This window comes from Pseudomonas sp. MDT2-39-1 (genome assembly GCF_054898085.1).
This window is the reverse complement of sequence record NZ_CM142716.1, coordinates 522017-543598: the sequence shown is the minus strand read 5'-3', so window position 1 is coordinate 543598 and position 21582 is coordinate 522017. Positions and strand designations below refer to the sequence as shown.

Below are 21582 nucleotides of genomic sequence, written 5' to 3'. Positions count from 1 at the left end.
CCACCGCCGATGACAAATACCCTTACAAAAACGTTCAAGGAGGTTCATCCTGCTGCGACATTTCACGCTGGATGTCTGAATATGAGCCTAATGGTCGCGCAATGGATTGCTGCAATCTTCCTGTTGATGAGCCTGGTCCATTTGTACTGGGCGGCGGGGGGCAAGTTGGGAAGCGAGGCGGCGGTGCCGCGAGTACCCGGGGAGGGCGACGCAGAATCAAGGCCGGCGTTCAAGCCGTCGGGATTTGCCACGTTGTTGGTCGCGGTGGGGTTGCTGTTGATCGCGATGCTGGTGTGCCTGCGAGTCGGGCTTTATCTGCCGACGGTGCATCACTGGTCGCTGCAATGGGTGATCAGCGCCATTGCGATGCTGTTGTTTGCCCGGGCGATTGGCGATTCGAACCTGGTGGGGTTCTTCAAACAGGACAAGGATTCGAAGTTTGCCCGGCTCGACACCTGGGCGTATTCGCCGTTGTGTGTGGTGTTGGGGGCCGGGTTGTTGGCCGTTGCCTGGATCTGAATTGTTGCTGAAAAGCTTCGCGGGCAAGCCTCGCTCCTACAGGATCGCGCAAAACCTGTAGGAGCGAGGCTTGCCCGCGAAGAGGCCCGCCCAATCAACACAAACTTCTGAATTAACTCCTGCTCTCAGTGCGCCGACTACTCACCTCAGCCGGCACATCATCCCCCGCCATGCGCTTGCGAAACAGCGCCGCCCGGGCCAGCAGCAACGTGGTCACCGGCACCGTGATCGACAACAGAATCGGAATCAGCCAGGCATGCAGCACCGGCCCGGACTTGAGCGCCGAAAAGTAGATGATCGAGGCCAGCGCCACGCACCACGCCCCCAAGGTCGAGGCCAGCGCCGGTGGGTGCATGCGCTGAAAGTAGTCCTTCATCCGCACCAGGCCAATGGCGCCGATCAGCGCAAACACACTGCCGAGCACCAGCAGGATCGCCACCGGAATTTCAACCCACAGAGACAGTTCCGCGTTCATTCGATCACCTCGCCACGCAGCAGGAATTTGGCCAGAGCAAACGAGCCGACGAAACCGAACAGGGCGATCAGCAGCGCCGCCTCGAAATAAGTGTCACTGGCATAACGAATGCCCAGCGCCAGCATCATCAGCATCGCGATGATGTACAGGTAGTCCAGCGCCAGAACCCGATCCTGGGCCGATGGGCCTTTGAACAGGCGAATCAGGGTCAGGATCATCGCCAGGGAAAACAGAAACAGGCTCAGCAGGATCGCGTTCGACAGCAATTCGCTCATTCGAAGATCTCCATCAAGGGGCGCTCATAGGTCGCCTTGAAGTGCTCGATAAACAGCGCTTCATCATCCAGATCGAACACGTGCACCAACAGGATGCTGCGGTCCAGCGCCAGTTCCGACCAGACCGTCCCGGGAACCACCGTGCAGATCATCGACAGCGCCGCCAGGCCATTGGCATCGCGCAAATCCAGCGGCACTTTGATGAAGCGCGAGCGCGGTGGACGGCGACCGGCGTTGAGCACGCCCCAAGCCACGGTCAGGTTCGACACCACCACGTCGCGGCCGACCAGGAAGAACAAACGCAGGATCACCCCGGGTCGACGAATGCGGATCGGCAGCGGCCGCAGCTTGCGCATCATCAGCGGCGCGCAGAACCCCAGCACCGCGCCGAGCAACAGGTTGCCGGGGCTCATCGACAGGTTCAGCACCAGCCACAACAGCCACAAGGCCAGAGACAACCACGGTGCCGGAAACAGACGCTTCATGGCTGCACCTCCAGCATCGCCGCCCTGGCTTCCGGGCTCGGCACCACACGCGTGCCAAGCACCGCCATGACGTATTGCTGCGGGTTGTTCAAGGCATTCGCGGCCGCCTGGGTATAGCGCATCAGCGGCTCGGCCTTGAAGGTCAGCGCAACGCTCAGCCCCAACAGGACGATGATCGGCACGCACTCGAAGCGGCGCAACAAGGGCGATGGCCGTTCTTCGGGTGTCCAGAAACGCTGGATGCCCAACCGCGAGAAGGCAATCAACGACGCCAGCCCGGACAGGATCAACAACGCCAGCAAACCCCACGCCGCGTTCGACACCGGTTCATCAGTGCCATTGCCCAACCCCAGCGGGTTGAGCAGCGCGCTGAGCAGGCTGAGTTTGCCGATGAATCCGGACAGCGGCGGCATGCCGATGATCAGCAGCGCGCAGGCAATGAAGCTCAATCCGAGGAACGCCATGGTCCAGGGAATCACCTGGCCGACCACGGCTTTCTGCTCGTCATCGAGGTTGATGCCTTTGGGCGGCTGCAAGGATTCCATCGGTCGCGGCAGATCGCCGTCATCGAACAACGGCATTTCATTGGCCGAACGCGAACGCTCGATCAACTCGGCCAACAGGAATAACGCGCTCAATGTCAGGGTCGAGCTGACGAGATAGAACAGTGCCGCGCCGATCAGGTTCGGCTGGGCGAAACCGATGGCCGACAGCAGAATCCCGGCCGACACCAGAATACTCAGGCTGGCCAGGCGCTCCAGTCGTTGTGCGGCAAGAATCGCCACGGCGGCGCAGACGATGGTGGCCATGCCGCCGTAGATCAGCCAGTCGCCGCCAAAGTATGCCGACGCCCCGGCCTGGCCGGAGAACAGCAGGGTCCACAAGCGCAGCAAGGTGTACACGCCGACCTTGGTCATGATCGCGAACATCGCCGCCACCGGCGCACTGGCCGCCGAATAGGCCGGCACCAGCCAGAAGTTCAGCGGCCACATCCCGGCCTTGGCCAGGAACGCTACCGCGAGAATCCCCGCGCCGGCATGCAGCAGGCCACGATCGGCCTCCGGGACCAGCGGGATTTTCAGCGCCAGGTCGGCCATGTTCAGCGTGCCGGTGACGCCATAGATCAGCGCCGCGCCGATCAGGAACAGCGACGACGCCAGCAGGTTGATCGAAATGTAATGCAGCCCCGACGACACCCGCGCCCGGCCCGAACCGTGGAGCATCAGCCCGTAAGACGCCGCCAGCAACACTTCAAAAAACACAAACAGGTTGAACAGGTCCGCCGTCAGGAACGCGCCGTACAGGCCCATCATCTGGATCTGGAGCAGCGCGTGGAAACTCGAACCGGCGCCGTCCCAACGGGCCATGGCGAACAGCAAGGCGCTGACGCCGATGATCCCGGTCAGCACCAGCATCAGCGCCGACAAGCGATCGACCACCAGCACGATACCGAACGGCACCTGCCAGTTGCCCGGCAGGTAGACGCCGACCGAGCCGGGCACGCCGGTGGTCTGCGTCCATTGCAGCAACATCACGGAAATCCCCAGGCCCAGCAGGCTGGAGAACAGGTTGATCTTGGCCTTCAACGGGCGATGTTTCTCGCCCAGCATCAGCATGATGGCGGCGGTCAGCAGTGGCAGCAGAATCGGTGCGGCGATCAGGTGCGTCATCGCATTCATTCTTTAGGCTCCCGGCCATCCACATGGTCGGTCCCGGTCAAGCCACGGGAGGCCAACAGCACCACCAGAAACAGCGCGGTCATGGCAAAGCTGATCACGATGGCGGTCAGCACCAGCGCTTGCGGTAAGGGGTCGGTGTAATGCAACAAGTCCTGCGGCACGCCGTCCTTGATGATCGGTTCCTTGCCGATGAACAGGCTGCCCATGCTGAAGATGAACAGGTTGACGCCGTAGGACAGCAGGCACAGGCCCATCACCACCTGAAACGTCCGTGGCCGCAGGATCAGCCAGACGCCGGACGCGGCCAGTACGCCGATGGCGATTGCGATGACTTCTTCCATCAGACGGCTCCTTTGGTGGCGACGGATCTGGGCAGGGCCGCGGTCTTGTGACCCCGAACCGATTGGTGGGCGAGGGCGGTGAGGATCAACAGCGTCGAACCGACCACCACGGCGTAGACGCCGATGTCGAAGAACAGCGCACTGGCGATGTGGATATCGCCCAGCACCGGCAGTCCGAAATGCCAGGTGTGGGTGGTCAGGAACGGATATCCGGCGGCCATCGCGCCGAGCCCGGTGACCGTGGCGAACAGCAGGCCTGTGCCCATCCAGCGCAGCGGACGCAGGCTCATTTGCGCCTCGACCCACTGGGTGCCGGCAACCATGTATTGCAGGATGAATGCGACCGACATCACCAGCCCGGCGACAAAACCGCCACCCGGTTGGTTGTGCCCGCGCATGAACAGGTAGAACGACACCACAAAGGCAATCGGCAGCAGCAGACGTACCAGCACCGCCGGGACCATCATGAAGCCGAGCGCGGTGTCGCTGGCCTGACGCGGGTTGACCAGATCGGTGACGACGTCGGGCGCCAGCAGGCGTTGCTGGGCCGGTAACTGCAGGCTTTCTTTCGGAGGTCGGAAACGTCGCAGCAGGGCGAATACGGTCAACGCCACGGCTGCCAGCACGGTGATTTCGCCGAGGGTATCGAAACCACGGAAGTCCACCAGCATCACGTTGACCACGTTGCTGCCGCCGCCTTCGGGCAGGGCGCGGCTGAGGTAGAACGAGGAGATGTCGTTCGGCGTCTGGCGCGTCAGCATCGCGTAGGACAGCAACGCCATACCGCCACCGACGACGGTCGACAGCAGCAAGTCGCGGATACGACGGATGCGTGCCTTGCGCAGGGTGCTCGGCAGCGGCGACACCTCTTCGATCCGGCGCGGCAACCAGCGCAGGCCGAGGAGAATCAGCACCGTGGTCACCACTTCGACCACCAGTTGCGTCAGCGCCAGGTCCGGCGCCGAGAACCAGACAAAGGTGACGCAGGTCATCAGGCCGCAGACGCTGACCATGGTCAGGGCCGCGAGCCGGTGATACTTGGCCTGCCACGCCGCGCCGAGGGCACAGGCAATCGCCAGCAGCCAAAGGGTCACGAACACGATCGACCCCGGAATCTTCGGCCGATCACCCCAGCTCAGGCTGCTGTGCAGCATCGGGATCAACCCGGCGAACACCGCCGCGAGCACCACCAGGAACAATTGGGTTTGCAGGCGTTTGGTGCTGATCCGCCGCTCCAGCCGACGGGCCAGGCGCATCATGATCACCAGGCTGCGTTCGAACAGGCGCTTGCCGTTGAACCGCCCAATGACCGGCGGGTATTTGAAACGCCCGAGTTTGAGCTGATTGCGCAACAGCAGATACAGCACGATGCCGCAGGACATGGCGATCAGGCTCATGATCATCGGCGCGTTCCAGCCGTGCCAGATTGCCAGGCTGTATTCAGGCAGGACTCCGCCCACCACCGGCAGGGCGGCGGCGGCCAGCAACGGGCCGACCACTTGCGCCGGGAAAACCCCCACGATCAGACAGGCGAACACCAGCAACTCAACCGGTGCGCGCATCCAGCGTGGCGGTTCGTGCGGGGTGTGGGGCAGGTCGGTGGCGGTCGGGCCAAAGAACACGTCAACGGTGAAGCGCAGCGAGTAGGCGACGCTGAAGGTGCCGGCGATGGTCGCGACAATCGGCAAGGTCATCTCGACCCAGGCCGTGGCGTTGATGAACACGGTTTCGGCGAAGAACATCTCTTTCGACAGAAAGCCGTTGAGCAGCGGCACGCCGGCCATCGAGGCGCTGGCGACCATGGCCAGGGTGGCGGTGAAGGGGATCAGCTTGATCAGGCCGCTGAGCTTGCGAATGTCACGGGTGCCGCTTTCGTGGTCGATGATCCCGGCGGCCATGAACAGCGAAGCCTTGAAGGTTGCGTGGTTGAGGATGTGAAACACCGCGGCCACGGCGGCCAGCGGACTGTTCAGGCCCAATAGCAGAGTGATCAGGCCGAGGTGGCTGATGGTCGAGTAGGCCAGCAAACCCTTGAGGTCGTTCTGGAACATCGCGCAGTACGCGCCGAGCAACAGGGTGCAAGCACCGGCGCCGCTGACGATGTAGAACCATTCTTCACTGCCGGACAGCGACGGCCACAATCTTGCGAGCAGGAACACCCCGGCCTTGACCATGGTCGCCGAGTGCAGATAGGCCGAAACCGGTGTCGGCGCCGCCATCGCGTGGGGCAGCCAGAAGTGGAAGGGGAATTGCGCACTTTTGCTCAGGGCGCCGATCAGGATCAGGGGCAGCAGGATAGGGTAGAGGTGGTGCGCGCGAATCAGATCGCCGGCGGCCAGGACCTTGTCCAGGTCATAGCTGCCGACCACATGGCCGAGCAGCATGACCCCCGCCAGCAGGCACAATCCGCCGGCGCCGGTGACCATCAGCGCCATATAGGCGCCGCGTCGCGCATCGGCGCGGTGGTGCCAGTAGCCGATCAACAGGAATGAAAAGAGGCTGGTCAGTTCCCAGAAAAACACGATCTGGATCAGATTGCCGGAGATCACCAACCCGAGCATCGCGCCCATGAAGGCCAGGAAAAACGCAAAGAAGCGCGGCACCGGATCGTCCGGCGACATGTAATAGCGAGCGTATAAAGAAACCAGCGTGCCGATGCCCAGCACCAGCATCGAGAACAGCCACGCGAAACCGTCCATGCGCAGGACGAAATTCAGGCCCAGGCTGGGCAGCCAGAAAAACTCTTCACGAATGACGCCGCCATGGGCGATTTGCGGGTACAAGAGGGCGACCTGAACGGTGCCTATCAAGGCAACCAGGCCAGCCAGCAAAGATTCGGTGTTACGCGCGTTGTGAGGCAGCAAAGCCGCCAGACAGCTGCCGATAAAAGGCAGAAGCAGTAGAACTATCAGGGACATAGGCTTCTAATCTGCGGAAGTTTGTGAAGCATCATACGTGCCAGCTCCCGGATCGCCAAACGCCAAGCTGTCGCAGAATCCTACAAGGTAGACGGAAAAAACCTGATTCACATTGTTTCAAAGGTGTGTTTTCAGCAGGTCTGGCCCCTTCGCGAGCAAGCCCGCTCCCACATTGGATTAGCATGGTGCACAAAATTTGTGTACACAGCAGATCCCTTGTGGGAGCGAGCCTGCTCGCGATGAGGCCCATACAGCCAAATCAATCTCGGAAATCAAACGACTTCCGTCAGACCTGCGCCCTAATCTGCCGACCCAACACATCCATCACATCACACCCATCACGCAGCAACATTGCCGCCGCATGCGCGAGTTGCTGCACATCGGCCCCCTTGGCTTGAGTGATATCAAGACTGGCCAAACTTTCCATCATTTGCGTCACGGCCAGAAACCGTGTGGCCGCGTTGCTGTGCAACACGTCCAGCGGCGCTTGAGTGGCGACCAGTAACACCGGTATATCGCAGTCATTGTTGGTCATCGGCATATGCGGGTTCATACATCACCTCCAGCTTGGGTCGCGTGCATCCCGTCGATGGATGCTTGAACCAACGAGCGCGCAGTACCGAGCATTTGCTGGCTGGCCCAGCGTAATGAAGCTTTATGTTCCGGGCGGGTAGCGGTGGGGGCTTGATGGGCAAGGGCTTCGGCGCAGCTGAGGTAGACCGCGGCGTGTTCGAGGGCGTCGAGTAGCGGGATGTCGGGTTGTACCGCGAAGAGGTGGTGGTCGACGTGGTCGCAGCGGGCGAAAGGGGTGGATTTTGTGGTTGGATTGGTCATGTGCATCTCCTGAAAAATGGAGTGGCCACGTCATCGCCGTCAAACGAATCAGGTGGCAACTGTACGCAGGTTGACGGACCGGTCCAGGAACCCGGCGCACTCGAAAGTGCCCCACGCACAGCTGCCATAGCGCTGCACAAGGTCCTGGAAAACGCCGAGCCGTCAAACCCGATCACGAATGAGTTCGTGACAGGCGCGAGGATAGGGAGTGAGGGCAGGGCAGTCAACCGGCCAAAAGCCTGAAACAGCTGCTTTGCTTGTAGGTCTGTTCCGAGTCAGCTAACACCCGAAGCCCTTGTGAGGAACGGACTGGCACTGATCGGCGTCACTCAAGCATGACACTGAACCTGTGGCGAGGGAGCTTGCTCCCGTTGGACGGCGCAGCAGTCCCTTTTTTGGGGCCGCTTCGTAGCCCAACGGGAGCAAGCTCCCTCGCCACCGGTTATCCTTATGCTCAAGGGAATAATTGAGGTGTCATAAAAAGGATGTTTACGAATAAAAGACTGATTTTCTGGTTGGGTGTTTTGATGCTGGTTAATGCAACCGTATTGGCGTTTGTTGCATTAAACGTGTCGAGGACCCATGACATGAGCATGATTAAAACTGAGGGGCCGAATGGCGATGAAAACTATTATGTGCTGCCCCTCGGCACCACGCTTTATCGTGACAAGAGCTTTCCTGAAGGGCATGACCGTTATGTCGTTTACTTGAACCACAAGGGTGCAATTGCACACGAAGAAGTGCCGATGAGGCCGGAATACCAAGGAAATTTCATTTCCCCTCTGTGGATGTCAAATGTTGACTCCGATGCCCTAAAGAGGATTTTCAAACGCTTTCCTCTTTCCAAGGAGGATGTTGCCGCGGCCATCAAATCCAACGAGATCACTAGGGATGACCTGGCGGACATCATTCGGTCGTTGCCGGAGTAATCGCAGCGTAGGCGTTATCAATATCATTGGAGATTTCTGGCCGTCTTCCTGAGCATCGGGAGAAAATCTCATTTGTTTGAGTCGATGGCCTCGCTTTCTACCTGGTCGTTAACTACCCCACGATCTTTACCCTTGGTCTTCAACTCACTCACAATCACCGCCGCCACAATCAACCCCGCACCCACCAACGCAATCGCCGGCAACCGCTCCCCGGCAATCCTTCCGACAATCCCGGCCCACACCGGCTCGCCCGCATAAATCAACGTGGCCCGGGTTGGCGAGACACTCTGCTGCGCCCAGTTCATCGCCACCTGAATCGCCGCGCTCGCTGCACCCAAGCCCAGCGCACTGCACAGCAACAGCCATGAGAAACCCGGAATCACTTCCTGAGTCGGCACCACCATCAGGAACGACAGCACCGAGGTGGTCGCCAGTTGCACCACCGTCACCCGACGCACATCGACTTGCCCGGCATACGTACTGATCAGAATGATCTCCGCCGCAATCGCGACAGCACTGATCAACGTGGCGATTTCACCCGGACTGAAATTAAAGGAAGCGCCGGCCGGCCCCGACAACAACATCAACCCGGTAAACGCCAACATGATCCCGATGCTCGGCATCAGCCCCGGACGCCGTCCCAGCACCAGCCATTGCAGCAACGGTACGAAGGGCACGTACAGCGCAGTAATAAACGCGGACTGACTGCTGGGAATGCTTTGCAAGCCGACCGTCTGCAAGCCGTAGCCCAGCATGATCGCCACGCCGATAAACGCCCCGGCCTTGAGTTCGAACAGGGTCAGTTCCCGCAGATGACGCCAGGAGAACAACGCAACAATGATCGCCGCCGCGGCAAAGCGCAGGCCGACAAAAAACATCGGCCCGCTGACGGTCATTGCGTGCTGCACCAGCAAGAATGTCCCGCCCCAGACCATGGTGATCAGCACCAGCACGTACTCGGCCTTGCTGAATCGCGAGAAACGGGAAGAAGTGTGAGAGGCGTTCACAGACGTCATGACCTTGCGCGCTACCTGAGGGGGACGCACAATGCGCCGAATGTTGCGCAGTATACTGCCCAATTCCGCCAAGTGAGCAATATAGTGCACAAAGATTCTACCCCGCGGGCTTCGGTCCTTCAGCACGTCAGTCAGAACGTTCGACGCCTGCGTCATGCCGCCGACATGAGCCAGACCGCGCTGGCCGAAAAGTCCGGGGTCAGCCGCCGCATGCTGGTGGCCATCGAGGCCGGCGAGAAAAACGTCAGCCTGACCACCCTCGACCGCGTGGCCGAAGCGCTGGACGTGGCGTTCAGCGAATTGATCCAGGCCCCGGACGCCCGCGACCCGAGCCGCATCAACGAAGTCGCCTGGGCCGGAACGATTCCCGGCAGCAAAGCCGTTTTACTGTCCAAAGCCACCGCCACCCGTGAAGTGGAGCAATGGGAATGGTGTTTGCAACCGGGGGAGGTTTATCCGTCGCAACCGGATGCGGAGGGTTGGAGTGAGCAGATTTATGTGTTCGCAGGCTGCCTGACGTTGATGCTGGGCGATACGCCGCTTGAGATTGGCGCGGGTGAGTTCTTCATGTTCGCCAGTGACCAGCCGCATTCCTATCGCAATGATGGTCCGGTGGCTGCGCGGTTTGTTCGAAACGTAGTGATTTAACTGTTTGCCGATCAACACTGGACAGACACTTTGGCTGTTTTAAAGCTGTAAGTCTTTCTCGGTAAAATACTCAAGCTATTGAAATAAAACGAAATTGAATTAAGGCACGACTCCTGCAAAAGCTCTGGCGTATTCACCAGAATCCCGGAGTCGGCCCATGACAGCCTCTACCCAACCCCCTCGCACCGCCCATGTGATCCGCTCGGACGCCGAAGCCATCGCCGTCGCTCACAAGCTCGCCGCACGCTTCGCCGTCGAAGCCAGCCTCCGCGACCGCGAACGACGCCTGCCGATTAATGAGCTGGACGAGTTCTCCGCCAGCGGCCTCTGGGGCATCACGGTGCCCAAGGCATACGGTGGCGCCGGTGTTTCCTACGTGACCGTCGCCGAAGTGATCAAGATCATTTCCGCCGCCGACTCATCCCTCGGCCAGATCCCGCAAAACCACCTCGGCGTGCTCGACATCCTCCTGCAAACCGCCACCGAGGAGCAGAAGCGCTTTTACTTCGGCAAAGTCTTGCAGGGCTATCGTTTCGGCAACGCCTTCTCCGAATCCAAAAGCAAAAACGCCGGTGCTTTCGAAACCCGAATCCGTTTCGGCAAAGACACCGCGCAAATCGACGGCGAGAAGTTCTACTGCACCGGCGCGTTGTTCGCGCACATCGTGCCGGCCGTGGCGGTGGATGAAGAGAACAAGGCCTTCATTGCTTTCATTGAGCGCGACAATCCCGGCCTGACGGTGATCGACAGCTGGGACGGATTCGGCCAGCGCACCACGGCCAGTGGCGGCGTGACGCTGAGCGCGGTGAAGGTCCCGCTCAGTGCGGTAATCCCGGCCCACAAGGCGTTCGACGAACCCACCGCCGACGGCCCGATCTCGCAAATCATTCAGGCTGCCGTGGACACCGGCATCGCCGTCGGCGCCCTGGAAGAAACCAAACGCTACGCCCGTGAAGCGCGACCATGGATCGACAGCGGGCAGGACCACGGCTGGCAGGACCCGTTCAGCATCGCCGCGATTGGCGATCTCGAATGGCGGGTGCATGGCACCGAAGCGATCCTGAAAAAGGCCGGACAGGCCATCGACGCGGCGTTGCTCAACGCCAATGAAGACACGGTGGCCCACGCTTCGGTGGTGGTCGCTCAAGCCAAAGTCCTGTCCGCCGAAATCGCCTTGCTCGCCAGCAGCAAACTCTTCGAACTGGCCGGTACCCGCTCGGTGCTGGGCAAATACAACCTCGACCGCCACTGGCGCAACGCTCGGACTCACACGCTGCACGATCCGGCGCGCTGGAAATCCCACCTGATTGGCAACTACCTGCTCAACGGCGTGAAGCCCGCGCGCCACGCCTGGAACTGAGGAGCCCACCATGAACGCTTTGACCCAACCGATTGTTGCCGACCAGCCCCTGACCAAGAGTCAGCACGACTTGCACAACGCCCGCAGCCTGCTCGATGCGACCCTGCGTTTTGTTCGCCAGCAAGCTCAAGCCACGAGTGACCCCTACGTCATCAGCCGTGTCGGTGATTTGCACATCCGCATCGAAGTCGCCGCCGCGCTGCTCGAACGCGCCGACGAGTTTCTGAACAGTCACGAAGACGACACGGAAATCAGCGTTGCCATCGCCGAGTCGCACCTGGCCAGCGCCGACGCGCTTAACGCCGTCAGCAACGCCGAATTTGAACTCACCGGCCAACGCACCGTGTTGCAAGGATCGCTGCACGATCCACTGCGCTGGAAACTTCACCTCATTGGCAATTTCCGCCTCAACGGCATCCATCCCCCACGTTTTCGGAGTGCCGTTTGATGGTCCGTGATATCCGTCTCAACGCCTTTGACATGAACTGCGTCGGCCACCAGTCACCGGGTTTGTGGGCGCATCCACGGGATCGCTCGTGGCAGTACAAGGACCTCGAATACTGGACCGATCTGGCGAAAATCCTCGAGCGTGGCAAGTTCGACGGTTTGTTCATCGCCGACGTGTTGGGCATCTATGACGTTTACAACGGCAACGGTGATGCGGCGATCCGTCAGGCGGCGCAGGTGCCGGTCAACGATCCATTGCAACTGATTCCGCCGATGGCGCTGGTCACCGAGCATCTGGGTTTTGGCCTGACCGCGTCGTTGTCCTTCGAGCATCCGTATCCGTTCGCCCGGCGCTTGTCGACGCTCGACCATCTGACCAAGGGCCGCGCGGGCTGGAACATCGTCACCTCTTATCTGGAAAGCGGCGCGAAGAACCTCGGCCAGAAAGCCCAGACCGAACACGACGCCCGTTATGACTTCGCCGAGGAATACCTGGAGGTTTGCTACAAGCTCTGGGAAGGCAGTTGGGAAGAGGGCGCGATCCTGCGCGACCGCGAGCGACGGATTTTCAGCGATCCGAGCAAGATCCACGAGATCGGGCACGTGGGTAAACACTTTCAGGTGCCTGGGATTCACCTCTGCGAACCCTCGCCGCAACGCACCCCGGTGCTCTATCAGGCGGGCGCATCGAGTCGCGGCAAGCAGTTTGCTGCCGAACATGCCGAATGCGTGTTTGTCGCGGCACCGTCGAAAGTGCTGCTGAAGAAAACCGTGGCCGACATTCGTCGTCGCGCCGCCGAGGCCGGGCGCGATCCGTCGAAGATCCTGATCTTCAACCTGCAAACCGTGATCCTCGGCGAGACCGACGCCAAGGCGAAAGCCAAGTTCGAGGAATACAAAACCTGGGTCAGCTACGAGGGGGCGATGGCGTTGATTTCCGGCTGGACCGGGATCGATTTCAGCCAGTTCAAACCGGATGAGCCGCTCAAGCATGTGCACACCAATGCGATTCAATCGGCGGTGGAAGCGTTCTCGACGGCGGATCCGAACAAGGTCTGGACGCCTAACGAGTTAGCGGATTGGGTCGGCATCGGCGGGTTTGGTCCGTTGTTTGTCGGCAGTCCCGAAACCGTTGCCGATCTGTTGCAGGAGTGGGTCGAGGAGACCGACGTGGACGGGTTCAACCTGGCCTATGCATTGACCCACGAAACCTTCATCGACGCCGTGGAGTTGCTGGTGCCGGAGTTGCAGAGGCGCGGGGTATACAAGACCGAATACGCGCCGGGGACCTTGCGTGAGAAGTTGTTTGGGGCAGGGCCGCGACTGCCGGAGATTCATCCGGGTGCGGGGTATCGGGATCTGGCGGGGTTGCGGCAGCAGGAGAAGAAAGTGGTGTCTGCGTAGGCCCCTTCGCGGGCAAGCCACGCTCCCACAGGTTTTGTTTCGCCGGCGGTATTTGTGGACGACACCAAACCCTGTGGGAGCGGGCTTGCTCGCGAAGGGGCCGGCACATCCAGCATTAAAGTTGCCTGACCCACCGCTTTCGCGAGTAAGCCCGCTCCCACATTGGGACGCGGTCGTTTTACAGATTTCAGCCCGGCGGACCACCGCACGCTTTTGCCCATGAACAGGAGGTCCCATGAGCGTGCATGAACTCAAGCGTCCGCCAGTCGCGGCCTCGGCCCCGTGGCGGGTTGATCTGCCCCAGGCTTTGGATCAGATGCGCCACTGGGCGCAGGTCAGCCCGTTGCAGCCAGCGTTGCGGCACAAGCGCCACGGTCAGTGGGTTGTCTGGCGCTGGATCGACGCCTTGCGCGATGTCGAACGGCTGGCCGATGGCTTGCGTCAGCAAGGCTTCACCGAAGACTCGCGGCTGGCGCTCAGCGGTGCCTTCGAACCGAATCTGTTGCTGTTGGCACTCGCCGCTCAACACATCGGCGGTGAACGGCTGACATTGGCGGACAATCTCGACGCCGAATCACTGCACAAAGCCCTGTGGCGCAGCCGCCCGACCCATGCCTTCGTCCAGGGCCGGCAGACGCAGCAACTCGGGCTCGACCACGGCCAGACGCTGCTGGAGTTCGCCGCACTGCTCGGCCCGACAGAACCCCCGCAACGCTGGCATCGCTGGGCACAAGGCGCCCAACTGTGGAGCGAAGAGGGCACGCAATGGCAGGACGGCCTGACCGTCGTGTTTGAACAATGGCTCAGCAGCGGCCACTCCCTGGCCTTCCCGGAAAGCCCCGGCAGTGCCAGCCGCGATCGCCGTGAAGTCGCGCCGTCGGGGCTGTTGCTGTCGGCCGAACGCCTGCAACGGCTGGCCACTGAAATCGACAGTCGCCTAGCCCCCCAAGGCACCTGGCGTCGACGCCTTTGCGACTGGGCCATCGCCCACCCGCAAAGACCGTTGCAACGCCTGATCAAAAACCGCGTTCGCCGTCTGCTGGGGTTCCACAAACTGCATTTCATCTGGCAAGCCACGCGCACCCCAGACGCTCGACCGGCGCCGACCTGGCTCAACGAATTCAAACGGGACACCGCATGAGCTCGACCGAATCCAACCTGCCAGTGGTACGGCATGTTCGCCATCAGTCGGGCGACGGTGACGCGTCCTACTTTGGTACCGCTTGATGACTGTTCCATGGGTTTGGCGCCTATTATCGTCCAGGAGATTTTCGAGATGAACCATTGACCAGTGAGAACGCCATGACTCAAACCCAACGCGGACTGGCGACCGACGGCATTCGCCACGCGGACATTCTGATCGTCGGCGGCTGCCTCAGCGGCGCGATGTTGGCGGCGCAGTTGTTGCGATTGCCTGGCAAGCGTTCGTTGCGGGTGATCGAGCCGCGCGCCGAACTCGGCCGGGGCGAGGCGTACAGCGCGGTCGAATTGGGCCATACGCTCAACGGCAACGCCGCACGCATGAGCGTCGATCCGGACAACGCCGACGACCTGACCCAATGGCTGACCGAACACATCGCGGCCGGTGGCTGGCCGGAGTCGGATGAGCAGCATGTGCCGGTCAGCGAGCTGTTTCCGCCCCGGGGGCTTTTCGGCGTGTACGTGCAGCAGCGTCTGGTGGAGGCGCAAGCGGCGGGGGCGGTGAACGGTGCGACGGTCGAGCACGTGCAGGCTGAAGTGGTTGATCTGCAAACCCGCGACGATTCGGTACTGCTGACTTTGAGTGACGGGCAACGCTTGCGGGGCGCTTACGCGGTGCTGGCCACGGGGATGTTTCCCGCTGCGCGCACGCCGCAGACCGAGTCAAGCGGTTTGAACGCTGCGGCGCTGGATCCGTGGGATGTCGCGGCTATGCGCCGGTTAGACCCTCAGTCGACGGTGTTGATCATCGGCTCGGGCCTGATCATGGTCGACGCCGTGGTGTCGCTTGAGCAGGCCGGGCATCGCGGGCCGATCGAAGTGTTTTCCCGTCACGGCTTGCTGCCTCACGTGCGCCGGCAGCCACCGGTCTGGGTGGATTTTCTTGCCGAGGATAAAAGTATTCGCACGCCTCGACAGCTGGTGCGAGAACTGCGCAGGCATTGCCGGGGCGCCATCGCTCAGGGTATCGACTGGCAGTCGCCGCTCGATACGGTGCGGGCGCATATCGGCCGGTTGTGGAGTCAGGCGACGGACGTGCAGCGTCGGCAGTTTGTGCGGCACGTGCGGCCCTGGTGGGAAAGTCATCACCACCGCTCGCCACCGTTGAGCGCCGAACTGGTGGCACGGCGGCACAAGGAAGGGCGGTTGCGGATTCAGGCGGCGTCATTCAAAGGGCTGGAATCGACGGTCGAGGGGCAGGTGAGCATCCGCATCCGCCGTCGTGGCGAGGTTGAAACCAGGGTTGTCAGCGGCGTGGCGATGATCAACTCCAGTGGTATCGAATACGACTGGCGCCGAGTGGCCCGTCCGCTACCACAACAATTGCTGGCACGCGGACTGATTCGCCCGGGACCGTTGGCGTTGGGGATTGCCGCAGCGGTTGATGGCGCGGTGCTGGACGCCGATGGGCAGGTCGCCCAACGCCTGTTCGCCATGGGCCCGCCGTTGCGGGGCATGTGGTGGGAAAGTACGGCCGTCACCGATGTGGCCAGTCAGGCCAAAGCCCTGGCGGAGCGCCTGACACGGTCGTTGTAGCTGCCGATGTGGCGAGGGGATTTAGCGAAACGTCGCACCGCCCCGTTTCGCTAAATCCCCTCGCCACAACGACAGCTGCTACGGGATCGATGGACACCTGATACGAAGAAACCCCGGGTAGATCGGATCTACCCGGGGTTTCTTGTTTCAAGCGGCGCAAAGCCGTTGATCAATAACGCTGATACTTCGAACCAAACTCAGGGCGGTTTTCAGCGACGTAGAGTTTGCTTGCCTGGCTGTCTTTGTGATCAAGGTCGACAGTGTTCACGTTCAACGTAGCCGGTTGGCTGACTTTACCCCCGGCAACAACTTGCGAGGTGGCGTGTGGGGCGGCGATGGCGGATGTGGCGCCAAGAACCGAAAGGGCGAAACCAAGACCGATGATGCTTTTCATGATGTTGCTCCAGTAGGTGGGGAGAAGATGTGGCCACTGTAGTGCTGGAGCATCGCGATGAAAAAACACCCTTGCGCATAGTTGATATCGAGCGCGTTGATCCACCGTCAACGGGGTGGGTTGTCGTTGAGCCAACGCTGCTTGAGTTGTTCGAGGCGTCCGTCGCGGCTCATCTCCTCCAGCGCCTGCTGCCAACGCGCCACCTGACGAGCATCGGTGAGCGGAGAAAACGCGATGTAGGTGCCTTGCTTCATCAACGGCATTTGATAATGCAATTGACTGGGCGCCAGACCTTCTTCCCGCGCCAGGGCGGTGATGGAGAGGGTATCCGACACCACGAATTCGGTACGGCCCAGGCGCGCCAGGCGCATCATTTGTTCGGGCGTTTCCACGCCGTATAAATTGTTCAAACCCTGCTTCTGCAAGTAGCTGTAGACCAGCCATTTTCGCGGGACAACGATGCGGCCCAGGCTGCCGGCTTCCTGCAAACTGTGCACCGGTTGCTGGGTGCCATTGGCGGAGTAGAGTGCCGTTTCCACTTCCATCAACGGACCGACCCACTGGTACTGGCCATCGCGTTCGGCGGTGCGCATCACGGTAAACACCCCGGTGGCAGGCTCGGTGCTGGCGACACGCAAGGCACGCAGCAAAGGGACTTGTTGGAAATGCACCTGATCGCCGGCACTTTCGGCCAGCGCCTGCACCACATCCACGCCAAACCCCACCAGTTGGTTGCCTTGCTGGAAATGCAGGGGCGGATGGTTGTCGGTGAGCAGGTTCAGATCGGCCGCCACCGCAGTGAGTGTCAGGAAAGACAACAGGCAACCGGCAATGCGCTTCATGAATCGTCCTTGATTGAATGAGGTGCAGATCTTAGTACGCGCTCATTCAACTGTCCCGAGAAATTGTCGGACTATTACGTCAGATTTCAGGATTTATCAGCGTTGTGCAGGGGGGAAGCGGCAACACGCAATCGAACTGTGGGAGCGAGCTTGCTCGCGATATAGGTAGTCTGTTCCTTTCTCTTCCATACTGATATCGCTGGAAGTCAGTTGTCGGCGAGGAAGGAACATGCACCTGTGGGCTACGAATATGCTCGCGCAGCTGTTTGCAGATAGCTGGAGAGGCTCAGCGGAGTTTCTAACGCTCGGCCTGTTGAGTGGTGAGGAGCGGAAGGTGTACGCCGAATCTTTGTAGGAGCGAGCAGGCTCGCTCCTACAGTGGATTGGGTGTTTGTCAGGCGCCGTTTATTACGCAACCACTTGATAACACGGAACATAAGCCGCGCCACCCGGTAGTTTCATCCGGTGCTGTGCGACAAAGGCCTTGAGCAATTGATCAAGCGGATGCATCACCGCTGCATCGCCACGGATCTGGTAAGGCCCGTGTTCTTCGATCAGGCGGATGCCCTTGTCCTTGACGTTGCCGGCGACGATCCCGGAGAACGCGCGGCGCAGGTTGGCTGCCAGTTCGTGGGCGGGCAGGTCACGGCTGAGTTTCAGGTTGGCCATGTTTTCGTGGGTCGGGTCGAACGGGCGCTGGAAGCCTTCGTCTATTTTCAGCAGCCAGTTGAAATGGAACGCGTCGTTGCGCTCGCGGCGAAACTGTTTGACCACTTTGAGGCCTTGAGTCATCTGGCGCGCGACTTCAGCAGGGTCGTCGATGATGATTTCGTAATGTTGCTTCGCCGCGTCACCCAGCGTCGCGCCGACGAACGCATCCAGTTGCTCCAGGTACGGTGCGGCATGTTTCGGCCCGGTGAGGATGACCGGGAAGGGCAGGCCGGCGTTGTCCGGGTGCATCAGGATGCCGAGCAGGTACAGGAACTCTTCGGCCGTGCCGGCGCCACCGGGGAAAATAATGATGCCGTGGCCCACGCGCACGAAGGCTTCCAGGCGTTTCTCGATGTCCGGCAGGATCACCAGCTCGTTGACGATCGGGTTCGGCGCTTCGGCGGCGATGATGCCGGGCTCGGTCAGGCCCAGGTAACGGCCGCCGTGGATGCGCTGCTTGGCGTGGGCGATGGTCGCGCCTTTCATCGGGCCTTTCATCACGCCGGGGCCGCAGCCGGTGCAGATATCGAGGCTGCGCAGGCCCAGTTCGTGGCCGACTTTCTTGGTGTATTTGTATTCTTCGGTGTTGATCGAGTGGCCGCCCCAGCACACCACGATCTTCGGCTCGACGCCGGGGCGCAGGGTGCGGGCGTTGCGCAGCAGGTGGAACACGTAGTCGCTGATGCCCTGGGAATTGCTCAGGTCGATGCGTTGGCTATCGAGTTCGTTTTCGGTGTAGACGATGTCACGCAGGGCGCTGAAGAGCATTTCGCGGGTGCTGGCGATCATTTCGCCATCGACGAAGGCGTCGGCCGGGGCATTCAGCAGTTCGAGGCGGACGCCGCGGTCTTGCTGGTGAATGCGGATTTCGAAGTCCTTGTAGGCTTCGAGAATGGTCTTGGCGTTATCAACATGGGCGCCGGTATTGAGGATGGCCAGGGCGCACTGGCGGAATAACGTGTAGGTGCTGCCGGATCCGGCTTCGCTCAGTTGCTGTACTTCACGTTGAGAAAGGGTTTCCAGGCTGCCTTTAGGGCTGACGGAGGCGTTGATTACATGTCGTTGGGTCATTCAATGATCCTTAAAACGATGTCATTCATACAGGCAAATGGCATCCGAATAGTGTGTATCCATGAAAGAAGATGGCACGAACTGCGCTGTATCGCCATGTTCCCCGATTGACGATGAAAAGATGAAGAGACGCCCAGCATAGCTAAATCCTGCGCAGGGGCGATAATGCCCCGCAGTCTTTTCGCTCTCCGAGCCTTTTACCATTGATGCAAGGAACCCCGTCACGATGTTCGAAATCCAGCCGATGAACGCCGAACTTTTTCGAAAGCAGACACGGCGCAGCACGGTGATTATTGCGCTGATATTCCTCGCGCTGGCGATGGTGCTGTCCACTGCAGCGGTGGCGCTGTTTGGTGAGCCTGGGGGCGACAATCTGCGATTTAACGTCGGCGGCGTGTTTGTCGCGGTGCTGCTGATGGTGGCGTTGATGCGCGGTACGTTCTGGTCTCAGGCGTGGATGGCGCCGGCGGTGTACGGCTGGCAGCTCAAACGCAGCCTGATGAGCATCACCAATGTGATGCATCAGCTAACGGCAGCAGTGGAAGCGGGTGACCCGACGGCCATGAAGCTGCTGCGTTTCTACCACCTGGGCTTGAGCCAGATGCACGAACTGGACGGAAACTCCAGCGATCATGGCCAATTGAGCCGCGAAATGGAGCAGCACAAGGAGCGGATGGAAACACTGGGCCTCGACACCGAACAGACGCAGTTGAATCCCGCCTGGCTGGAAGCGGTGAAGCAGACGCCGAAGTAAAACCCGTGGGGTGGCATCGTCACCCCACACAAACCCGTCACAACGCTAGCAAAATCACCTATCTTGTTTCTGATGGGGCATTGCGATCCGAGTGTCAGACACAGCTGGATGGCGCAAAAAGGGCGAACGGGAAAATTCGCCATGTCATAACGATTCAGGGAGCGTCATGGGACATCCGTCCATCAACGACCGAATTGAACACACCCGGCCCGTCGCGCCTTGGGTGCCCGAGCACATTGAGTCCAGGCTCAGGGTCCGTTACGCGGTTGTCCTGCTCGTGGCGGTGTGCCTGTCCATGACGGCCATTGTCATCTGGGAAGCCTGGAACTCGCGCCAGTACCATTTGCATGACAAAGAAGTGGCAATGTCCAACCTTGCCCAGACCTTGGCATCGCAAGCGCAGGCGTCGGTCAAACAGGCCGATACGCTGCTGTTTACCCTGGTGGACCGCCTCGAAAACGAGGGCGTGGCTGCGGCGCAGCTACCCAGGTTGCGCCGCTTGCTCAGCACCCAACGCAGTGAGCTGAGCCAGCTCCATGGCCTGTTCGTATTTGACGAGCGAGGGGGGTGGATCGCCAATTCCAACGGCGCGGATATACCCGGTGCGAACAATTCCGACCGTGAGTATTTCATCTACCATCGTGATCATCCTGACCGCGGCCCCCATATCGGCCCGTCGATCAAGAGTCGATCGACCAGCGAGTGGATCATGACCGTGTCACGCCGGATCAATCATCCGGATGGCAGCTTTGCCGGTGTGGCGCTGGCATCGATTTATCTCAGCCATTTCCTCGGGCTCTACGACAGCATCGACATGGGTAAAAACGGCGTGATCAACCTGATCGCCGACGACGCCACCATCGTCGTTCGCCGGCCTTTCAACGAAGCGGAGGTCGGCACCAGCGTCGCCAAGGGCCCGCTGTTTACGCAACTGTTGCCCAAGAGCAATTCCGGCACGGCAACCGTCAAGTCTTATGTGGATGGTGTCGAGCGAGTGGTGGGGTTTCGACGGGTCGATGGTTATCCGCTGATCGTCTTCGCCGCTCTCGACAAGAATGACGTGCTGGCCGGCTGGCGCGAGGAGTCAATCCTCAGCGCCGGCATCGTGCTGTTGCTGCTGGTGTTTCTGGGCGGGCTCGGTTATCGCCTCATTCGCTTCATGAAGCAGCAGAATCACATTCAGAGCGTGTTGCTCGATGCCCAGGAAAAGCTCATCGAGGTCAACCGCAGCCTTGAATTGCTGGCGCTCGAAGACGCACTGACCGGGCTTTCCAACCGGCGTCAGTTCGATCTGTTCATCCTCGCGGAAATGGGCCGTGCCAGGCGCACCCTGACCCATCTCGCCATGTTGATGATTGACGTCGATCACTTCAAGAGTTTCAACGATCGTTACGGGCATGTGGCAGGGGATCAGTGTTTGCGCAAAATCAGCGCGATCATCAAGGACAACATCAAACGCCCCGGCGATCTGGCCGCTCGCTATGGCGGCGAGGAATTTACGGTTGTGCTGCCCGGCACCGACTATGTGGGGGCGTTCCTGGTCGCGGAAAAAATTCGCCGAGCGGTACAGCAAGCGGGGATCGAACACAGCGAGTGCCCGGAGGGTACGGTGACCGTCAGTGTCGGGGTTTGCGCCTATACCCCGGCCTCACAGGATCAGCCCAACGATTTGGTCAGCGCTGCGGACAAGGCCTTGTACGTGGCCAAGGCCAGTGGGCGGAACATGAGTGTCATTGCAAACTGA

Annotated in this window: 22 protein-coding genes and 1 pseudogene; 11 read left to right on the top strand and 12 right to left on the bottom strand. The window is 60.6% G+C overall.

The window, feature by feature from the left end; all coding sequences use genetic code 11:
* The first annotated feature begins 81 nt into the window (after positions 1-81).
* Positions 82-519 (top strand): DUF3995 domain-containing protein, encoded by a 438-nt coding sequence (locus tag ACYZTM_RS02775; protein ID WP_461986878.1) that lies wholly within the window; start codon positions 82-84, stop codon positions 517-519.
* A 112-nt stretch (positions 520-631) separates the two neighbouring features.
* Here the strand turns inward: ACYZTM_RS02775 and ACYZTM_RS02770 are convergent, their stop codons facing one another.
* The 8 genes from ACYZTM_RS02770 to ACYZTM_RS02735 all read right to left on the bottom strand — a co-directional run bounded on the left by ACYZTM_RS02770 (position 632) and on the right by ACYZTM_RS02735 (position 7526).
* Positions 632-994: a Na+/H+ antiporter subunit G gene (locus ACYZTM_RS02770; protein ID WP_131060203.1), complete on the bottom strand. Its 363-nt coding sequence runs from the start codon at positions 992-994 to the stop codon at positions 632-634.
* Positions 991-1269: a K+/H+ antiporter subunit F gene (locus tag ACYZTM_RS02765; RefSeq protein WP_131060204.1), complete on the bottom strand. Its 279-nt coding sequence runs from the start codon at positions 1267-1269 to the stop codon at positions 991-993. The genes ACYZTM_RS02770 and ACYZTM_RS02765 overlap by 4 nt, the downstream gene beginning before the upstream one ends.
* On the bottom strand, positions 1266-1754 hold the full coding sequence (locus ACYZTM_RS02760; RefSeq protein ID WP_131060205.1) for a Na+/H+ antiporter subunit E: 489 nt from the start codon (positions 1752-1754) through the stop codon (positions 1266-1268). The genes ACYZTM_RS02765 and ACYZTM_RS02760 overlap by 4 nt, the downstream gene beginning before the upstream one ends.
* The gene (locus ACYZTM_RS02755; protein ID WP_461986875.1) at positions 1751-3433 is read right to left on the bottom strand and encodes a monovalent cation/H+ antiporter subunit D; all 1683 of its coding nucleotides are present in this window, start codon (positions 3431-3433) and stop codon (positions 1751-1753) included. Before ACYZTM_RS02755 ends, ACYZTM_RS02760 begins: the two co-directional genes overlap by 4 nt.
* Positions 3430-3774 (bottom strand): Na+/H+ antiporter subunit C, encoded by a 345-nt coding sequence (locus ACYZTM_RS02750; RefSeq protein WP_007986256.1) that lies wholly within the window; start codon positions 3772-3774, stop codon positions 3430-3432. The genes ACYZTM_RS02755 and ACYZTM_RS02750 overlap by 4 nt, the downstream gene beginning before the upstream one ends.
* Positions 3774-6692, bottom strand: coding sequence for a monovalent cation/H+ antiporter subunit A (locus ACYZTM_RS02745; protein WP_461986873.1), 2919 nt, complete (start codon positions 6690-6692; stop codon positions 3774-3776). Before ACYZTM_RS02745 ends, ACYZTM_RS02750 begins: the two co-directional genes overlap by 1 nt.
* 286 nt (positions 6693-6978) lie before the next feature.
* A complete protein-coding gene (locus ACYZTM_RS02740; protein WP_461986871.1) occupies positions 6979-7245 on the bottom strand; it encodes a short-chain dehydrogenase in 267 nt (88 codons plus the stop codon).
* Positions 7242-7526, bottom strand: a complete 285-nt coding sequence (locus ACYZTM_RS02735) for a DUF3077 domain-containing protein (RefSeq protein ID WP_131060208.1) — start codon at positions 7524-7526, stop codon at positions 7242-7244. The genes ACYZTM_RS02740 and ACYZTM_RS02735 overlap by 4 nt, the downstream gene beginning before the upstream one ends.
* Positions 7527-8113: 587 nt before the next feature.
* Here ACYZTM_RS02735 and ACYZTM_RS02730 point away from each other — a divergent pair.
* Positions 8114-8455: a hypothetical protein gene (locus tag ACYZTM_RS02730; protein ID WP_461986868.1), complete on the top strand. Its 342-nt coding sequence runs from the start codon at positions 8114-8116 to the stop codon at positions 8453-8455.
* 68 nt (positions 8456-8523) lie between these two features.
* On the opposite strand, the gene ACYZTM_RS02725 is transcribed toward ACYZTM_RS02730, so the two are convergent.
* Positions 8524-9561, bottom strand: a complete 1038-nt coding sequence (locus ACYZTM_RS02725) for a DMT family transporter (protein ID WP_461986866.1) — start codon at positions 9559-9561, stop codon at positions 8524-8526.
* Between ACYZTM_RS02725 and ACYZTM_RS02720 the strand changes: the two genes are divergently transcribed.
* The 7 genes and pseudogenes from ACYZTM_RS02720 (at position 9556) to ACYZTM_RS02690 (ending at position 16066) form a co-directional block, all read left to right on the top strand.
* Complete coding sequence (locus ACYZTM_RS02720) at positions 9556-10119, top strand: helix-turn-helix domain-containing protein (RefSeq protein ID WP_461986864.1); 564 nt, start codon at positions 9556-9558, stop codon at positions 10117-10119. The genes ACYZTM_RS02725 and ACYZTM_RS02720 overlap by 6 nt on opposite strands.
* A 157-nt stretch (positions 10120-10276) precedes the next feature.
* Positions 10277-11479 carry an SfnB family sulfur acquisition oxidoreductase gene (locus ACYZTM_RS02715; protein ID WP_165557447.1) on the top strand — a complete coding sequence of 401 codons (1203 nt, stop codon included), beginning with the start codon at positions 10277-10279 and terminating at the stop codon, positions 11477-11479.
* 10 nt (positions 11480-11489) lie between these two features.
* The gene (locus ACYZTM_RS02710) at positions 11490-11927 is read left to right on the top strand and encodes an acyl-CoA dehydrogenase (RefSeq protein ID WP_461986862.1); all 438 of its coding nucleotides are present in this window, start codon (positions 11490-11492) and stop codon (positions 11925-11927) included.
* Positions 11927-13330: an LLM class flavin-dependent oxidoreductase gene (locus ACYZTM_RS02705; protein ID WP_461986860.1), complete on the top strand. Its 1404-nt coding sequence runs from the start codon at positions 11927-11929 to the stop codon at positions 13328-13330. The genes ACYZTM_RS02710 and ACYZTM_RS02705 overlap by 1 nt, the downstream gene beginning before the upstream one ends.
* 235 nt (positions 13331-13565) lie before the next feature.
* A complete protein-coding gene (locus tag ACYZTM_RS02700; protein WP_461986858.1) occupies positions 13566-14471 on the top strand; it encodes an AMP-binding protein in 906 nt (301 codons plus the stop codon).
* Between the two features lie 33 nt (positions 14472-14504).
* Positions 14505-14609: pseudogene (locus tag ACYZTM_RS02695) on the top strand (ABC transporter ATP-binding protein); the annotation flags it as partial.
* A 23-nt stretch (positions 14610-14632) separates the two neighbouring features.
* On the top strand, positions 14633-16066 hold the full coding sequence (locus ACYZTM_RS02690; RefSeq protein WP_461986856.1) for an FAD/NAD(P)-binding protein: 1434 nt from the start codon (positions 14633-14635) through the stop codon (positions 16064-16066).
* A 169-nt stretch (positions 16067-16235) separates the two neighbouring features.
* Here the strand turns inward: ACYZTM_RS02690 and ACYZTM_RS02685 are convergent, their stop codons facing one another.
* The 3 genes from ACYZTM_RS02685 to ppnN all read right to left on the bottom strand — a co-directional run bounded on the left by ACYZTM_RS02685 (position 16236) and on the right by ppnN (position 19084).
* Positions 16236-16460: a hypothetical protein gene (locus tag ACYZTM_RS02685; protein WP_131060218.1), complete on the bottom strand. Its 225-nt coding sequence runs from the start codon at positions 16458-16460 to the stop codon at positions 16236-16238.
* A gap of 107 nt (positions 16461-16567) precedes the next feature.
* A complete protein-coding gene (locus tag ACYZTM_RS02680; RefSeq protein WP_131060219.1) occupies positions 16568-17302 on the bottom strand; it encodes a substrate-binding periplasmic protein in 735 nt (244 codons plus the stop codon).
* A gap of 408 nt (positions 17303-17710) precedes the next feature.
* A complete protein-coding gene (gene ppnN / locus ACYZTM_RS02675) occupies positions 17711-19084 on the bottom strand; it encodes a nucleotide 5'-monophosphate nucleosidase PpnN (RefSeq protein ID WP_461986853.1) in 1374 nt (457 codons plus the stop codon).
* A gap of 226 nt (positions 19085-19310) precedes the next feature.
* Between ppnN and ACYZTM_RS02670 the strand changes: the two genes are divergently transcribed.
* Positions 19311-19838, top strand: coding sequence for a DUF3087 domain-containing protein (locus ACYZTM_RS02670; RefSeq protein ID WP_461986851.1), 528 nt, complete (start codon positions 19311-19313; stop codon positions 19836-19838).
* Positions 19839-20004: 166 nt separating this feature from the next.
* Entirely contained in the window at positions 20005-21582 is a 1578-nt protein-coding gene (locus tag ACYZTM_RS02665; protein ID WP_461986849.1) for a sensor domain-containing diguanylate cyclase, read from the top strand.

What these genes read in the sequence shown, in the direction of transcription:
- ACYZTM_RS02680 (WP_131060219.1), bottom strand. Translation starts at nt 17,302, where the DNA reads ATGAAGCGCATTGCCGGTTGCCTGTTGTCTTTCCTGACACTCACTGCG.
- ppnN (WP_461986853.1), bottom strand. Translation starts at nt 19,084, where the DNA reads ATGACCCAACGACATGTAATCAACGCCTCCGTCAGCCCTAAAGGCAGC.
- ACYZTM_RS02760 (WP_131060205.1), bottom strand. Translation starts at nt 1,754, where the DNA reads ATGAAGCGTCTGTTTCCGGCACCGTGGTTGTCTCTGGCCTTGTGGCTG.
- ACYZTM_RS02755 (WP_461986875.1), bottom strand. Translation starts at nt 3,433, where the DNA reads ATGAATGCGATGACGCACCTGATCGCCGCACCGATTCTGCTGCCACTG.
- ACYZTM_RS02735 (WP_131060208.1), bottom strand. Translation starts at nt 7,526, where the DNA reads ATGACCAATCCAACCACAAAATCCACCCCTTTCGCCCGCTGCGACCAC.
- ACYZTM_RS02685 (WP_131060218.1), bottom strand. Translation starts at nt 16,460, where the DNA reads ATGAAAAGCATCATCGGTCTTGGTTTCGCCCTTTCGGTTCTTGGCGCC.
- ACYZTM_RS02765 (WP_131060204.1), bottom strand. Translation starts at nt 1,269, where the DNA reads ATGAGCGAATTGCTGTCGAACGCGATCCTGCTGAGCCTGTTTCTGTTT.
- ACYZTM_RS02775 (WP_461986878.1), top strand. Translation starts at nt 82, where the DNA reads ATGAGCCTAATGGTCGCGCAATGGATTGCTGCAATCTTCCTGTTGATG.
- ACYZTM_RS02690 (WP_461986856.1), top strand. Translation starts at nt 14,633, where the DNA reads ATGACTCAAACCCAACGCGGACTGGCGACCGACGGCATTCGCCACGCG.
- ACYZTM_RS02770 (WP_131060203.1), bottom strand. Translation starts at nt 994, where the DNA reads ATGAACGCGGAACTGTCTCTGTGGGTTGAAATTCCGGTGGCGATCCTG.
- ACYZTM_RS02670 (WP_461986851.1), top strand. Translation starts at nt 19,311, where the DNA reads ATGTTCGAAATCCAGCCGATGAACGCCGAACTTTTTCGAAAGCAGACA.
- ACYZTM_RS02700 (WP_461986858.1), top strand. Translation starts at nt 13,566, where the DNA reads ATGAGCGTGCATGAACTCAAGCGTCCGCCAGTCGCGGCCTCGGCCCCG.
- ACYZTM_RS02740 (WP_461986871.1), bottom strand. Translation starts at nt 7,245, where the DNA reads ATGAACCCGCATATGCCGATGACCAACAATGACTGCGATATACCGGTG.
- ACYZTM_RS02705 (WP_461986860.1), top strand. Translation starts at nt 11,927, where the DNA reads ATGGTCCGTGATATCCGTCTCAACGCCTTTGACATGAACTGCGTCGGC.
- ACYZTM_RS02715 (WP_165557447.1), top strand. Translation starts at nt 10,277, where the DNA reads ATGACAGCCTCTACCCAACCCCCTCGCACCGCCCATGTGATCCGCTCG.
- ACYZTM_RS02665 (WP_461986849.1), top strand. Translation starts at nt 20,005, where the DNA reads ATGGGACATCCGTCCATCAACGACCGAATTGAACACACCCGGCCCGTC.
- ACYZTM_RS02730 (WP_461986868.1), top strand. Translation starts at nt 8,114, where the DNA reads ATGAGCATGATTAAAACTGAGGGGCCGAATGGCGATGAAAACTATTAT.
- ACYZTM_RS02710 (WP_461986862.1), top strand. Translation starts at nt 11,490, where the DNA reads ATGAACGCTTTGACCCAACCGATTGTTGCCGACCAGCCCCTGACCAAG.
- ACYZTM_RS02750 (WP_007986256.1), bottom strand. Translation starts at nt 3,774, where the DNA reads ATGGAAGAAGTCATCGCAATCGCCATCGGCGTACTGGCCGCGTCCGGC.
- ACYZTM_RS02745 (WP_461986873.1), bottom strand. Translation starts at nt 6,692, where the DNA reads ATGTCCCTGATAGTTCTACTGCTTCTGCCTTTTATCGGCAGCTGTCTG.